Raw genomic sequence first — 15,073 nt, forward strand, 5'->3', positions numbered from 1 at the left:
CTAATGACTAATGACTAATGACTGAAGTTAATAAAAAGCGATCGCCTGCTAAGATTACAAGCGATCGCTGATATTGATTCCTCAAAGTTATCTAATCAATTCAATGGCTCAACTATACTTCTTAAACCATTATTATTAAGTATTCCCACCATCGCCTCGGCATTATCACGACTGCTAAATACTCCGGCTTGCATGACTCTGCGTCCTTGCCATACTGTGGAAAATGCACCAGGAGCTAAGTATTTCACTAATTCCTGCTCTTGTTCACTCATCGCTACTACTACCACACGATAGCGTAAACCTGCGTTGGTAGATGAATTACCACTATAGTTAGTAGTTTCTGTGCGGTTGGCTGAAACTTTTCGCATATTGCGGGTGTTCCCCAAGGGGATATTCCCACTAGGTACTGGCAAAATGTTAGTATCTCGTGCAGACTCTTCTAATGCAGGTATTGATTGGCTTTGTTGTCTCACTTCAGGTGGCAATGAAACAAAATTTGATTGATTGCTGTTTGGCTGTGGTTGTTCTGGCTGGGGTGCAACAAATTCAATCGTGTTTTTATCTATCTGCACAAAGTTTAGCTGGGCTGTTTGGGCTGGTACGGGTGGTAATGCTGTCGGTTTTCTGGGGGAGACTGGGCGGCGGGTAATTTGTCGATTTCTGTTTGTTGTTCTGTTGGCGATCGCAGCTGATTGTGTTTGATTGTATCTAGGTATAGTCAGGGGTGCGTTGGCTGATGTCAGTGGTGATGTTTGGCTGCGGTTTTGATTTCTGAGTTGATTGTTATTGTCAGCTACACTAGGGGCTATAAAGTCAATTTCGCCATTCTCAGGTATTTGCTCAAGCACTTGATTGTTAGCAGTAGCTACTGATGCGGTTATATTGACTTTACCAGCGAGGCGTTGCTGATTAATCGTGTTACCAACCGCTACAATTTCCTGTTTCGCCGCACTAGCATTAATGTCATAGCGGCGATTATTCCGAAATTGATTACCACCGGGTTCGCTAGCGTTACCCAAATCTGGTATTGCTTGAGCGATCGCAACTAAACCATCTTCTCTACTGCCTTCAATGATATTCTGCCGTAAAATCGGACGAGCGTTAGCTTGAACTATCATCCCTGCACGGTTGTCTTGAATTACATTGCTGACGACTACCGGCGCAGCATTTTGGGTAATATTAATCCCAAAACCTGTTTGTGCAAACACATTTTCTCTTACCTGCCCTTGAGAATTACCACTGATCGTAATACCGTTGGCTCCATTGCGATAAAAGTAATTTTTAGTAATTGTGCTAGCACTATTACCCGCTACCGCTACGCCATCTTGAGTATTGCCTGTAAACGTATTGTCTGCAATGATTGTCTGGCTCGATTCGATCCATACACCATAACCACGGGGGTTAGAGTTCGTTACCGTTACCCCACTTACCCCGGCTTTGTTCGCACCAACAATGGTGACGTTTTGTCCCCCAAAACTACGACTGAGAAATTGTCCACCGCCTTGAATCCTGATCCTTTGTCCTTTATTCTCGGTATCACCTTGAATAAATACACCCGGTTTTAGGATGAGGGGGAAAACTTCTCCTGTATCTGCACTATAAGCACCAGGAGCTAGCTTAATTATTGTATTCGGGGTAGCAACTCGTAATGCTTGGGTAATCGTCCGCCAAGGCGCATTTTCACTACCATTACCTGTGGTGTCATCTCCGGCATTGGGGTTGACAAACAGTACATTAACCTGGGAAAGTGATGTTTCACCCGTAGAACTTTGAGTGGAAACAGTCGGTACTTGAGCAACAACGCTACCAATGTTGATGCTCAGTGAAGTTATCGTGGCTATACTCAAGCTGCATAATATAGATAACCCAAAAACTGGATACCTTGCGAATGCCAAAGCAGTGGGCTGAGTCTGCAAATTGTTTAAATGATGATATTTTGGCGCAAACAGGAAGGAAATCATCTTCACACCACTCCTTAGAAGTAATTATAAATATTCATACTTCCCATATTCAGTATGTCGTTAATGTTATCCGTTCTATTGACCGATTGGCTATTTTGCATACAAAGTAATTAAGGAGGGAACTGGGGATTGGAGACTGGATACTAGGGACTAGGAAAAATTTTCTCGGTACCCAGTACCCAATCCCCAATGCCCAATCCCTGATCCCCAGTACCCAAAACTATGCAAATCGATTATGCAAAAGAAGTTGCAACTATGAAAGAGGTTGGCTATTACGATAAAAACATCACTAATGGGGTTGTTGTAATGGTCGAGCCATACAGCCAACAAAAGCAAATTCAACAGGTTGTTCACCGTATTTTAGATGCTAATCTAGACCGCGCTCGTGAAGGGTTGCGAATTATAGAAGAATGGTGTCGTTTTGGGTTAAATAACGCCGAAATGGCTGGGGAGTGTAAACACCTACGCCAAGAGGTGGCTATTTGGCACACTGCGGAATTACGCGCCGCCAGAGATACAGCAGGTGATCCCGGTACTGAGTTAAGTCATCCCCAAGAAGAACAACGCTCTAGTATTAAGGCATTGTTACAAGCTAACTTTTGCCGGATTCAAGAAGCTTTCCGGGTGGTGGAGGAATATGGAAAACTCTATCATCCCAATATGGGTAAGGCTTTTAAGCAGATGCGGTATCAGGTTTATACCCTGGAGAGTGATTTAATGGGGTATCAGCGTCATCAACTTTTATGGCGATCGCGTTTATATCTGGTAACATCTCCATCAGCAGATTTATTAAGTATTGTAGAAGCAGCCCTTAAAGGTGGTTTGACTTTGGTACAATACCGCAGTAAAGATGCTGATGATAGTGTGCGTCTGGAAGAAGCTACAAAGCTGCAACAATTGTGTCATGCTTACGGTGCTTTGTTGATTATCAATGACCGCGTAGATTTGGCTATGGCTGTAGATGCAGATGGGGTACACTTAGGACAACAAGATATGCCCATTGCGATCGCTCGTCAATTACTCGGCCCTCAACGATTAATCGGTCGTTCCACTACCAACTCAGACGAAATGCAAAAAGCCATTGCTGAAGGTGCAGATTATATTGGCGTAGGGCCTGTGTATGAAACACCGACAAAAGCAGGTAAAGCGGCGGCGGGTTTAGAATACGTGCGTTACGCCGTAAAAAATAGTTCCGTTCCCTGGTTTGCGATTGGGGGCATAGATGTGAATAATATCAATGATGTGATTGATGCAGGTGCAGAAAGGGTAGCAGTAGTGCGATCGCTCATGCAAGCTGAACAACCTACTTTAGTCACCCAATATTTACTCTCCCAACTTAATCGCGTCCAACCAGACAACCCATCAATGTTTTAAGGTGCAAACATCCGGCTTATGTCTCATGAGATTAGCCTTCAGGTAAACGGGGAAACTCGTAGTTGTGCTTCCCTTACCCCGTTACCTGATTTACTCCAACAGTTAGGTTTCAACCCCCGCTTAGTAGCTGTAGAATATAACGGCGAAATTTTACATCGTCAATTCTGGGAACAAACTACAGTACAATCAGGCGATCGTCTCGAAATAGTCACGATTGTCGGTGGAGGATGAAAAATAGTTATTAGTCATTAGTCATTAGTCATTAGTCATTAGTCATTGTTATTAGTCATTAGTCAACAGTCAACAGTACCCACATATAAAGAACGGTGTAGAGTTCTACGGTTGGCTAATTCTTTACCTTGGCGGCCTAGTTTTTCCCGCAGTTGTGAGTCTTGAGATAGTTTCTTGAAAGCTTGAAATACTTCATAGCCAGATTTAGGATTAACTAATAGACCGTTTTCTTCATGGCGCACTATGTCCAGTAAAGCACCATGACAAGAAGCAATTACAGGTTTACCAAAGTAACTTGCTTCTAAGTAGACAACCCCAAAGCCTTCTAAACCTCTAGCTTTTTTATCTGCAACGCTCAACATAGCAAAGATATCACAGGCGGCATAATAGGCTGCTAATTCTTGATGAGGTACATATCCAGCAAAGTGTACCCGGTTGTCTACACGCAAGCATTGCGCTAAAGCTTTTAATTCTGCTTCACAGTTACCTTCACCGCAGATGAGATAGTGAACATCAACACCGATAGTTAATAATAGTGGTAAGTTCTCAATCACACCCTCAAAGCTTTTTTGCTTGATTAAGCGTCCTACGGAGAGAATGACTATAGACGTTTGGGGAATATTATAAGCCTGACGGATGCGATCGCCTAACTCCTCTAAATTTTTGCTATTGTTTCCCAAACCAAATTTTTCTGGTCTAATTACCGGGTGAATCACATGGGTAGGGGTTGCCAAGCGGAAGGTATTTCTCAGATAATCTTGGGTAGAGGAACTATTACAAACAATGCCGTCGGCACGTTTTAGGGTAAGCTTAAAGAGCGATCGCCATAGAGGATTGCGAATAGCACAAGCTATATCCTGACCATGCAAGTAAATAAAACAGCGCACAGGTAAGATATAACTCAATAATAACAGTGAGGGGAAATCGTAACCGTGACCCCATTCAATATAGCGGTAACGATAGCGAAAATACAGCTTAATTGCGAATACAAATGAGAAGATAAAATTCAAAAGAGGCTGTAAATAACTACCGATAACATTCCCCAAGAAATTTTGCAGATTTAGCCAGCGATACACAGGAAACTGTTGTGCTTTATCAAAAACTTGATCACCCGCACAACTAGCCGCCAAAACAATTACTCTTTCTTGATCTTGAAGACAGCGATTGTAGAGATATTCACCAATTACAGCTTCTTTAGGCAGAAACAGGCGTGATATCACCAAAATATCCGGGGATGCCGTTGTTTCTCTGATGGGGGTTGCTAGTTGCGAGACGTGTTCCATGTTGGTTTCGTGAAATTGAATGCAAATAAGTTCTAGGGTTTCAACTTGCAACTCAGGCAAAGTAACTCATAGGAATTAACTGATTATTTGTCATAAAAACTGACATTTTCTCTTGTCATCGGCTACTGTCTGTTTCCAGCAGCCAGAATCTTTCCTCCATATTGACATTGCAGAAATTCAACGCAGATAGTTCACTATGGTATAAATCTGATAGGTTTTATGACTAAACACTGATATGTAACAAAACTGAAAAACTCGCAGCTTGGCATCAAATTGCGCCAATTTTTTGACTCTTAGTGCATCTGTTATCCCAAATAAAATATTGTCGTTTTATTTACTTCCTCCCCTAATGAACGCCACAATAATTTTTACTGAGTTTTTGATAGATTTCAGTATTTAATTTTCTCCTCTTTTTGATTTTTAGCCAACAATTAGAACCGAAAGATAACCATTTCAGCATTTTTTTGTCAAAAAAATTTACAATCCTTCATGAAACTAGCTAGAGTAGAGATATTTACAGCCTTGTTAGACACTCTGTACTACCTAGCACCATTTTCAATCACCTAGGGTGGGCAATTTCCACAAGGTCAAAATAATAGTTTGAGCAAATTTTTCATATTGCCCACCTGAATTTAATTGCAATCAAGCAACTGCTGCAAAGTTTAAGCGAACTTAACCTTATGACGTTATAGCTATATTTTAGAAGAAGAAATATAGAAATGTTGTTGTTAATTATGTGAAGTATTTGTTAATTGTTTGTTGATTTTGTCTCGCTAAGATTTAGGTATTTTGGCAAAAGTGATGCTAAAAAATCCGATTTGTAACTGTAATGAACTCATGAAAAATGCTGTTAAATTTACAAATTATCAACCTTAATTAAAAAAGATGATGATTTAGAAAATCTATTTGATTATTGACAAAAATTTGTACAAATCGAAAAATTTAATTACCTATTTCCTATACCTGTAAGGGTTGAGCAATGGGAAACTCCTACTTTTTTTACATAAAAAAATATCTGAAAATCCTGAAGTTGCTCCCAATGCTGACTCATCTCCCCCTACACCCGCGTTAAGAGCAACCGCACAGACTTGGGGAGGGGTAATCATTAATTAATTCCAAAGTTCCTTCAAAGGGCTGAAATTCTGAGGTACGGTTATCCACTACAGAAATCCCCCTTCAGTTGACTGCTGACCCAAGATCAGACGCGGTAGATTGGATATGTAGCCAAAAATATGAGCGTACATAAAGCTACTACCAATCAAAGACTGCTGATTACGGGCTGGTATCACTTACCCACCTCAACGCTCTGACAAGAGAAAAATAATTAAAGAATATCGTTTTTCATGCAACTGTGATTATGCCTAAAAAAAGACCACTCTCTATCAAACCTTTGTTAAAAACCTTCGTCACCCTTGGCTTGGTGTTGACATTGGTATTTAGTCACGCTGATGGTGCATTAGCAGCCCGTAGTGGTGGCAGAATTGGCGGTGGTGGGTTTAGAGCGCCTAGCCGCACTTACAACCCCCGCCCCTATGCACCTCCTGGTGGTGGATACTCTACACCTTATCCTGGTGGTGGTTTTGGCTTTCCTTTCTTGATTCCTTTCTGGGGTATTGGGGGAGGTTTTGGGGGTTTGTTTACGATTTTAATTTTTATTGCGATCGCTAACTTCTTAATGCAAACTTTCCGCCGTGTCTCCAGTGGTGGAGGTGAAGAAGTCGCCTACAGCAGCAACCCCACTGTCAGCGTAGCGCGTTTGCAAGTTGGGTTATTAGCACAAGCCCGTGATTTGCAACCAGAACTCAACCGCATCGCTGAAACTGCTGATACCAATTCCCCAGAAGGGCGCACCGAAGTGCTACAAGAAGCTAGTTTAGCTTTGCTGCGTCACCCTGAATATTGGGTATATGCTGGTGCTGGTACACAACAAGCAAAATTAACTTCGGCTGAATCTCAGTTTAACCGTCTAGCACTGGCAGAACGTAGCAAGTTTAGCGAAGAAACTTTGTCTAACGTCAATAACCAACTCAAAGCAGCCCAAGCGCAAGAAGCTTTACCTGCATCTGGTGAACTCGATAACCCCACCCGTTTATTTAGTGAAGGCCCTGGGGAATATATTATTGTGACGTTATTGGCGGCAACTTTGGGTAAGCTTGAACTTCCTACTGTCAACAATACTGATGATTTGCGTCAAGCTTTGCGACAAATGGGTAGCATTCCGGCTGATCAACTTTTGGCTATTGAAGTGCTTTGGACACCTCAAGCTGAAGGTGATACTCTTACCTCTGATGATTTGTTAGCTGAGTATCCTGATTTGACTCTGGTTTAGAGTTTGTCTGTGAACATTAGAGACGTTGCATGCAACGTCTCTACATAATTTATTGGGTGCAACTTCATTTAAAATTGGTATGAATACTTGCAGGTCGTATATTTTTATCTATCTTCTCAAACTAATTTCTGTAGTCTTCATCTGAAATACCACAATCCTAGATAAATCAACTTCCGGTTCTTCCGGGGTGTATGGTTGATTTTGGGCTTGTTGAATGATTGAGCCTAAGATGAATATAGCTAGCATGACAAAAATTAAGACGAAGGCACGTATAAATATATTGCTAGGACGATTTTGCTGCATATTTCTGCTGTAATGCCTTCCATAGTCGCTAGTCCTAACATAATCTTCTCTGATGAGAATTGAAGACTCTCAAAAGTTAGAAATACTTTGGTGGTAACATCAGCCTTTGAGAATATTTATGCCAAAAATTATGCAGGTTGTAAATTTTTTTTGAGAAATTAACTCTATATAATTAGTGTAGTAGTAAGATGATGATTTGAGTTGAAAATATATTGATAAATTACATATTGAAAAACTGTAATTTAACAAAAATATAACAACAGCAAAATATATTAATTCTCTAGCTGGTAGGCACAATTAACAGTTTAGTCAGTGTTTACTTACAAAGGGAATGCAAGCGATCGCCTCCCCGATCAATTAAGATCAGAGGTGATCGCCGGAGAAGGCTTTGAGTTTTGAGGTAAAGGATTCACAGCGATCGCTACTGCTTGGGGTAAACTGCCCAATGGGTGGATGATTCACTGACACCGGCAGAGAGTTCGGTTGTGGGCTGGGCTGAGGAGGTGCGGAGGAATTGAACCTGGGTGTGATAGTAGACACGCCGACACCTACACCAGAAGCAACTAATGTCCTTTCTGCTGGCTGGGCTGCTTCTTGGTTAACAGCTTCTGGGGATGGAAGATTAATTAGCTGTAAGGATTGAGAGTGATTGATTTCCTGTGGATGCTCAACATGATCTGGTAAAGCTGGAGTTACCTGATATTCCTGATGATAACTCTTGGTTTTCTGAGAGATAATTGGTTGGCGGGCAAATGGTAGGGCTGGTGCCGTGGAATCAGTTAAGCTTTCCGGGAATTTGCTACAAATCAACCGCTCAAATTCCATATTAAAATGATAAATCGCCTGACCTCGGCGATGCCAAAATGCCAAGATTTGCTGGACGGAAATACCTTTATAGCGTCCTTGATACAGGGCTTCGATCACGGCGAGATGCAACCAATCAGGTGGATATAGTTTTTGCCAACGATGAATTAGTTCAGTAGCACTATAGCCACTGAGGTCAAAACTATAATGAATCAGTAGAGAGGCTGCTAATTTGGCGAAAGTTTGGGGTAATGATGTTGACATGGGAGTTTTGGCTGCTGGCAAGAGGTATAAACTATTTACCCATCAGACATAGCCTAGCGTGTTTTTAACTGTAGGATTTATTACCTAAAGTTGCCAAGTTGATAGACAGTGTTTCTCATTTTACTTGGTCAACTGCCAGGTGTCGAAATAATATAGGGTGAATTAATACTTGGTGCTTGTTGAATCGCTACTAAGGCTTGATAAACCATGACGGCGACTTCTGCCCGTGTTGCTGCCCGTGTGGGGATGAGTTGTTGGGGATTGGGATAGTTGGCAACGATTCTTGTTTGTGTTGCGGTGGCTACTGCCTTACGGGCATATTCGGGGATCGTATTACTATCAGTGTAAATGAGTAAGCGATTGCTATCAACTGCCGGTAGAGCTAGTCCGTTGACTAGAGAAACAATCACCTGTAGTCTCTGCACATTTTGCTGAGGGCGAAAAGTGCGATCGCTAAATCCACTGACAAAGCCACCAGTCGCCGCAATTTGTAAAGCCTGATAAGCCCAAAAGTCCTGGGGAACATCAGTAAAATTAATTGGTGGACGTTTGGGAGTCGGGTTAAAAGCCACAGCCACCATTGCCGCATACTGGGCGCGAGTCATGGGTTGATTGGGTTGGTAACTACCATCGGCAAAACCATGAGTGATCCCCATATTGGCTAAACCCCGAATAAATGGCTCTGCCCAATGTCCGTTTAAGTCGGTGAAGGCAGGAAGCTCGACTTCTGGGTGAATAATATAAGGAGAAGCGATCGCTGGTTCTTGGCCAGTAGCGACCAAGGCTTGATAAATTAAACTTGCCACCTCAGCGCGGGTGATATCTCGCAGAGGTTCTATGTAGCGAGTGTCGGGATAGTTGACAACCAGCTTTTTTGCGGTGGCGGTGGCGACAGCATTAGTTGCATAACTGGGAATTTGGGCGCGATCGCCATATACACTTAAGACATTCGCACTACCACCCGTCAATTTTAAGCCATTAACCACAGAAACTATAGCTTGCACTTTAGTTAAATTTTGTCCTGGTCGAAATGTACCATCAGGAAAGCCACTAATAAACCCCATCTGTGCAGCCTGTTTAATGGCTGATGCCGCCCAAAAATTTGATTTAACATCCTTAAATTGGGTTAGTTGATTATTAGCAGGTAAATTAAAAGTCTTAGCAATCAACGCCGCATACTGGGCGCGGGTGATGGGTGAATTAGGGGCAAAAGTCCCGTCAGGAAAACCGCTAATGATACCTTTGTTTACCAACGCTTCCACAAACGCCCCAGCCCAATGTCCTGCTAAGTCAATAAACTTAGTATTAGCTAACTGTACAGGATTATCCGTTGTCACCGACACAAAATCAACCTGTCCCTTGACTTGGGTAGGATTTAACTGATTGCCTACAGAAATTAACGGCTGTGAGGTGGTATTTTGTAAATCAAATTCGCCATTGTCATTAAAAATATTTCCCGCCGCATCTTGGGAGTTACCCAAATCAGGGAAGGCGTTATCTTTGATTAATAAACCACCTTGGGCATTTTTGACAATCAGATTTTGACGCAATACCGGGCAGGCATTCCGCGAAAGAGCGATCGCTGTGCGATTATCAGTTAATTTATTATGGGCAACTAAAGGCGCAGCAAAATCACTCAACACTATGCCCAAAGGTTGCTTTTGAAACACATTCCGCAATACTTCGCCTTTACTATTGCGTGCCATGAACAAACCACTAGCGGCATTCTGCACAAATACATTATCTATAATTACAGGTTTAGCAGTACCGCTAATAAATACACCTTCTCGACTGCATTGAGTAAAAGTATTATGAGCTATATTAGGTCTTGTTGATTCAATCCAAACTCCAGTACCTTTAGTTACAGGATTAGTAACAGTTACACCCCTAAGACTACTATTATTTAATAAAAGTAAGGTGACATTCTGCACCCCAAAACTAGGGCTTTGATATTCCCCACTCCCAGAAATTACAATTCCCCCACCTTTGTTAGCTTCGTTACCTATCACAGTCACCCCGTCAGGAATTATCAGGGGAAACCTTTCTCCACTAGCACTGTTATAATTTCCCGGTGCCAGTTGAATAATTACAGGCGGACTGACTTTTAAAGCCTGGAGGATGGTTTTTAACGGACTTTGCCGAGAACCTGTATGAGTATCTTTTCCGGTAATGGGGTTGACATAGACTGTAGTAATGGGAGTCGGATTTACCATTGATTCTTAAACAGCAATTGTTTAAATTCAAATTATTTTAAACAACCCTAGTTATAGCAGAATCAAAGCCTGTCGGGTATCTAGGTATATAATTTATGTTTTATAAATTACAATCTCGTTGGGGATAGATCCCCGACTTCTTGGATAAGTCGGGGATCTAAAATTCGTTATATATTGATGACATCTTCGTAGATTTCAGCCATTGTAAGCGTTAATCCTACTGAGTTTAAGTTTAAATCATCTGTTTGTCCTAACGTTTCTAATAACCAATTGCCTCGACTATCTCGACGATAAACTTCTATTTTGAGTTCATCTTGGGAAACTAAAACATATTCTTGTAAACTTTCTAAATTGCGGTAATTAACAAGTTTTTCGCGTCTATCTATAGTTTCTGTACTGGGTGATAGCACTTCGATAATTAAACAAGGATAATTTAGATAAAAACGGTCTTTATCTTCTCGGTCACAGGTGACTGTAACATCAGGATAGTAAAATAAATTTTTGCCTTCACTAGCTAGATTGATTTTGATTTTCATGTCAGCCATGAAGACACTACAGGAACTACCCCGCAAATGGGAACGTAGTCTTGAGTAAATATTCCCTGCTATCAAATTATGTTCTTTGCTACCGCCAGACATAGCAAAGATTTGTCCACCGAGGTATTCGTGACGCAGTTCGCTAGATTTTTCTAGTTCTAGGTATTCATCGACGGTGAACAGGTTGATGGGCGATCGCATGGTTTCACCTTATGCAATACTAGCTTTACTTTCTATTATGTTGGGTGTCACATTAGTCAGGTGCGTCAGATGTTAAAAATTGGTTCATGTTTAGATGATTTATTCTGACGCACCCTACAAGAGAGTCAGAAATCCGGGAGAAAATGTCAAATAGCAATTTCTGGGAGATTGGCAACTTGTATGAGATTTCACGCGTCAACATCGTAGCTGAAGCCAGAGTATCGGTAAAATGTCAATATTGTTGAGTACCCTAGTCAAGTTGCGATCGCCAGGAAACCGATGATTGAAGTTGAACATCTGAGTAAAACCTACGGTTCCACCCCTGCGATTACTGATGTGACTTTTAATGTCGAACCAGGGGAGATTTTAGGATTTTTGGGGCCTAATGGTGCTGGTAAAACTACTACTATGCGAATTTTGGCGGGTTATTTACCTGCAAGTGGTGGTACTGCGAAAATTGCAGGTTTTGATGTGCATGATGACTCTCTAGCTGTGCGTCAACGCATTGGTTATTTACCAGAAACCCCACCGTTGTACACAGAGATGACGGTGGAGGGATTTTTGCATTTTGTCGCCCATATTAAAGGTATACCAGCCGGCGATCGCCCGCAAAAAGTAGACGCAGCCCTCAAACGCTGTAACCTCGCAGAAAAACGCCAAGTTCTGATTCGCAAATTATCTAAAGGATATCGTCAACGAGTTGGTATTGCTCAGGCGATCGTTCATGACCCACCAGCGATTATATTAGATGAACCCACTGTAGGACTTGATCCCCGGCAAATCATCGAGGTACGCAACTTAATTAAAAGTCTCGCCGGTACACATACCATTATTCTCTCTACTCACATTCTCCCAGAAGTTAGTATGACCTGTAGCCGGGTGGCGATCATTAATCGGGGTAAGGTCGTCGCTACTAACACACCAGAAAATTTGATGACACAGTTGACAGGTGGCTCAGGGTATGAATTAGAAATTGAAGGAGAAGCAGCCCTAGCCAAACAAGTCTTACAAAAGATAGGGGGTGTGAGTCTGGTAGAATCTGTACCGGGAAGTCATCCCAGAGACAACCGCAGTTACTTGCGGGTGCTTGCACAACCAGGAAGCGAACCTGGAAAAGATATTGTTGCAACTTTAGTACATTCTGGGTTTAGTTTGCATGAAATGCGACGGATTAGTGCGACATTAGAAGATGTCTTCTTGCAACTGACGACAGAAGAAAAGAACCTGACAAACTTAAGTGACTCACCAGCCAATGAAGGAGAAGCAGCGTAAATGGGTATAGTTTTCAGCAATATTATTGCCATTTATCGCCGGGAGTTACAGAGTTATTTTGTCTCACCTCTAGCTTATGCGATCGCTGGTGTGTTTTGGTTTCTCGCTGGGTTATTCTTAGTGATGATTTTACTAGGCCCAGAAGGGATTTTACCATCAGTCACCTTCTTAGATTTACAAGCCCAACAATTAGGCGTACCAGTACCGCCTGTTGATGTCCCCTATGAATTTGTGCGCGCATTTTTAGACAGACTCGGATGGCTATTGTTATTTATTCTACCAATCTTATCAATGGGGCTGTACGCCGAAGAACGCAAGCGGGGAACATTAGAACTTTTAGCTACCTCACCCGTCACCAACTGGGCGGTAGCAGTCGGGAAATTATTAGGAGTGGTGACATTCTTCATCACCTTGATTTTACCATTAGTTGTGTTTGAGGCGATCGCCATCAGTGGGTCTAATCCGCCCATGTCACCCACAATTCCCTTAGTCGGACATTTAGGCTTAATCTTATTAGCAGCCTCAATTCTCTCCTTGGGAATGTTTATTTCCTCCTTAACAGACAGTACAATTCTCTCGGCTGTCTTCACCTTCGCCCTAGTTTTATTACTGTTATTCGTTGATTTAATCGGTAAAAATATCGGCGGAAACATCGGAGAAGCTGTCGGATATTTATCAATTCTCAAACATTACAACACCCTAATACAAGGCATTTTTGATAGTAGTGCCTTAATTTTATTTGCTAGTTACATTTTCTTAGGTATTTTTCTCACAGCCCAATCAATTGATGCGCTAAGATTCCAACGTAATTAGTTATGAGGTTAGGGACAAGTAAATTCAAAATTAAAAATTCAAAATGAAATAAATTTTTACAAGAATTATTTACTTTTGAGTTTTGACTTGTCTATGCGCCATGACTAATAACTAATGACTAATAACTAAATAATATGAAAACTATCCCACAAAAAAAACTTTGGAAATATTTATTTTGGTTAGGCCCTTTTTTCAGTGTTGCGGGTTTAACGGCTGGCTTAGTGTCAGAAACATGGGGTATAATTCCCCTAGTGTTTCTGATTGTCGGAATTGTCATCAGTGGCTTGTGGGTAGTATGGCAAAGCCAACGCAGTCAATGGTGGCAAAAACGTTCTACCCAAGCTAGTGCTAACGCCATAGTTGCAACTTTGGCGGTATTAGTAATTTTGGGATTAATTAACTTTTTAGGTACTCGTTACCAACTGCGGACAGACTTAACAGAAACCCAGTTATTTACCCTCTCCCCCCAATCACAAGAATTAGTCCGTAACCTCAAACAACCTGTTAAAATATGGGTGTTTGATGTAATTCAAAATCCCCAAGATAGGGAACTACTGCAAAATTATCGCCGCAAAAGCTCAGACTTTCAATTTGAATATGTTGATCCCCAAAGTAGACCAGGATTAGCAGAGAAATTTGGTGTTAAAGATTATGGGGAAGTTTACCTAGAATCTGGAGATAGACGGCAATTAGTACAATCAGTTAATGTTAATGAACGGCTGTCAGAAATTAGGTTAACAAATAAACTACAACAAATCACAAGCGATCGCACAGCTAAAGTTTACTTCCTTCAAGGTCATGGCGAACACGCAATTGAAGGTAATGAAAGTGCAATTTCCCAAGCAGTGCAAGCATTAGGTGATAGAAATTACAACTCATCACCCTTAAATCTCACAGAAACTAACAAAGTTCCCGATGATGCAGACGTTGTAGTTATAGCCGGGCCAAAACGCGCATTATTTGACGCTGAGGTAACAGTTTTACAAGACTATCTTAATCGTGGTGGTAACGCCCTATTAATGATAGACCCCAGTACCGACCCCAATCTTAACAGTTTGCTTCAAGAGTGGGGAGTGCGTCTAGATGATCGTTTAGCTGTCGATGTCTCTGGTGCAGGTGTAGGACTAGGCCCTGCTGCACCTATCATTACAGATTATGGTCAACACCCAATTACTAAAGACTTTGGTAATGGCATTTCATTTTATCGCCTAGCCAGACCTTTGGAAGTTACCCCAGTTGAAGGCGTTCAATCTACACCCCTGCTACAAACTAAAGCTTATCCTAATAGCTGGGCGGAAAGCGACCTACAAAGCGAACAATTAGAGTTTAACCCCGAAAAAGACCTGAAAGGGCCTTTAACGTTAGGTGTGGCTTTAACCAGAAAATTACCAGCAACTCAAGCAACAGCTACACCCACAGCGTCACCGACACCAACAACTCAAGCGACAGCGACACCCACACCAACAGCGTCACCGACACCAACAACTCA

The 15,073-nt window shown here is 41.8% G+C and carries 12 protein-coding genes; 6 read left to right on the top strand and 6 right to left on the bottom strand.

Annotated elements, in window-relative coordinates; translation table 11 throughout:
* Nucleotides 1–95: 95 nt before the first annotated feature.
* Nucleotides 96–1,961, bottom strand: a complete 1,866-nt coding sequence (locus AACS98_RS09090; protein ID WP_066378586.1) for a DUF1565 domain-containing protein — start codon at nucleotides 1,959–1,961, stop codon at nucleotides 96–98.
* Between the two features lie 222 nt (nucleotides 1,962–2,183).
* Here AACS98_RS09090 and AACS98_RS09095 point away from each other — a divergent pair, with 222 nt between their 5' ends.
* Nucleotides 2,184–3,335 carry a thiamine phosphate synthase gene (locus AACS98_RS09095; protein WP_369815971.1) on the top strand — a complete coding sequence of 384 codons (1,152 nt, stop codon included), beginning with the start codon at nucleotides 2,184–2,186 and terminating at the stop codon, nucleotides 3,333–3,335.
* Nucleotides 3,336–3,353: 18 nt separating this feature from the next.
* Nucleotides 3,354–3,566, top strand: coding sequence for a sulfur carrier protein ThiS (gene thiS / locus AACS98_RS09100; protein WP_066378588.1), 213 nt, complete (start codon nucleotides 3,354–3,356; stop codon nucleotides 3,564–3,566).
* Nucleotides 3,567–3,628: 62 nt separating this feature from the next.
* On the opposite strand, the gene AACS98_RS09105 is transcribed toward thiS, so the two are convergent.
* The gene (locus tag AACS98_RS09105; RefSeq protein ID WP_066378683.1) at nucleotides 3,629–4,849 is read right to left on the bottom strand and encodes a glycosyltransferase family 4 protein; all 1,221 of its coding nucleotides are present in this window, start codon (nucleotides 4,847–4,849) and stop codon (nucleotides 3,629–3,631) included.
* A 1,357-nt stretch (nucleotides 4,850–6,206) separates the two neighbouring features.
* Between AACS98_RS09105 and AACS98_RS09110 the strand changes: the two genes are divergently transcribed.
* On the top strand, nucleotides 6,207–7,178 hold the full coding sequence (locus tag AACS98_RS09110) for a DUF1517 domain-containing protein (protein ID WP_066378590.1): 972 nt from the start codon (nucleotides 6,207–6,209) through the stop codon (nucleotides 7,176–7,178).
* Nucleotides 7,179–7,286: 108 nt separating this feature from the next.
* Here the strand turns inward: AACS98_RS09110 and AACS98_RS09115 are convergent, their stop codons facing one another.
* From AACS98_RS09115 to AACS98_RS09130, 4 genes are all read right to left on the bottom strand, one after another.
* A complete protein-coding gene (locus AACS98_RS09115) occupies nucleotides 7,287–7,481 on the bottom strand; it encodes a hypothetical protein (protein ID WP_066378594.1) in 195 nt (64 codons plus the stop codon).
* Between the two features lie 363 nt (nucleotides 7,482–7,844).
* A complete protein-coding gene (locus tag AACS98_RS09120; protein ID WP_066378596.1) occupies nucleotides 7,845–8,549 on the bottom strand; it encodes a hypothetical protein in 705 nt (234 codons plus the stop codon).
* A gap of 128 nt (nucleotides 8,550–8,677) precedes the next feature.
* A complete protein-coding gene (locus AACS98_RS09125; RefSeq protein WP_066378599.1) occupies nucleotides 8,678–10,762 on the bottom strand; it encodes an S-layer homology domain-containing protein in 2,085 nt (694 codons plus the stop codon).
* A 167-nt stretch (nucleotides 10,763–10,929) separates the two neighbouring features.
* Nucleotides 10,930–11,499, bottom strand: a complete 570-nt coding sequence (locus tag AACS98_RS09130; protein ID WP_066378600.1) for a Uma2 family endonuclease — start codon at nucleotides 11,497–11,499, stop codon at nucleotides 10,930–10,932.
* Nucleotides 11,500–11,778: 279 nt separating this feature from the next.
* Between AACS98_RS09130 and AACS98_RS09135 the strand changes: the two genes are divergently transcribed.
* The 3 genes from AACS98_RS09135 to AACS98_RS09145 all read left to right on the top strand — a co-directional run.
* Nucleotides 11,779–12,771 (top strand): ABC transporter ATP-binding protein, encoded by a 993-nt coding sequence (locus tag AACS98_RS09135; protein WP_066378601.1) that lies wholly within the window; start codon nucleotides 11,779–11,781, stop codon nucleotides 12,769–12,771.
* Nucleotides 12,772–13,584: an ABC transporter permease gene (locus tag AACS98_RS09140; protein WP_066378602.1), complete on the top strand. Its 813-nt coding sequence runs from the start codon at nucleotides 12,772–12,774 to the stop codon at nucleotides 13,582–13,584.
* Nucleotides 13,585–13,718: 134 nt separating this feature from the next.
* The coding region (locus tag AACS98_RS09145) for a GldG family protein (RefSeq protein ID WP_084386891.1) at nucleotides 13,719–15,073 on the top strand (1,355 nt) is incomplete at its 3' end.

The organism is Anabaena sp. CA = ATCC 33047, assembly GCF_963870205.1.
Classification (GTDB): Bacteria; Cyanobacteriota; Cyanobacteriia; order Cyanobacteriales; family Nostocaceae; genus Trichormus.

What these genes read in the sequence shown, in the direction of transcription:
- AACS98_RS09090 (WP_066378586.1), bottom strand. Translation starts at nt 1,961, where the DNA reads ATGATTTCCTTCCTGTTTGCGCCAAAATATCATCATTTAAACAATTTG.
- AACS98_RS09095 (WP_369815971.1), top strand. Translation starts at nt 2,184, where the DNA reads ATGCAAATCGATTATGCAAAAGAAGTTGCAACTATGAAAGAGGTTGGC.
- thiS (WP_066378588.1), top strand. Translation starts at nt 3,354, where the DNA reads ATGTCTCATGAGATTAGCCTTCAGGTAAACGGGGAAACTCGTAGTTGT.
- AACS98_RS09105 (WP_066378683.1), bottom strand. Translation starts at nt 4,849, where the DNA reads ATGGAACACGTCTCGCAACTAGCAACCCCCATCAGAGAAACAACGGCA.
- AACS98_RS09110 (WP_066378590.1), top strand. Translation starts at nt 6,207, where the DNA reads ATGCCTAAAAAAAGACCACTCTCTATCAAACCTTTGTTAAAAACCTTC.
- AACS98_RS09115 (WP_066378594.1), bottom strand. Translation starts at nt 7,481, where the DNA reads ATGCAGCAAAATCGTCCTAGCAATATATTTATACGTGCCTTCGTCTTA.
- AACS98_RS09120 (WP_066378596.1), bottom strand. Translation starts at nt 8,549, where the DNA reads ATGTCAACATCATTACCCCAAACTTTCGCCAAATTAGCAGCCTCTCTA.
- AACS98_RS09125 (WP_066378599.1), bottom strand. Translation starts at nt 10,762, where the DNA reads ATGGTAAATCCGACTCCCATTACTACAGTCTATGTCAACCCCATTACC.
- AACS98_RS09130 (WP_066378600.1), bottom strand. Translation starts at nt 11,499, where the DNA reads ATGCGATCGCCCATCAACCTGTTCACCGTCGATGAATACCTAGAACTA.
- AACS98_RS09135 (WP_066378601.1), top strand. Translation starts at nt 11,779, where the DNA reads ATGATTGAAGTTGAACATCTGAGTAAAACCTACGGTTCCACCCCTGCG.
- AACS98_RS09140 (WP_066378602.1), top strand. Translation starts at nt 12,772, where the DNA reads ATGGGTATAGTTTTCAGCAATATTATTGCCATTTATCGCCGGGAGTTA.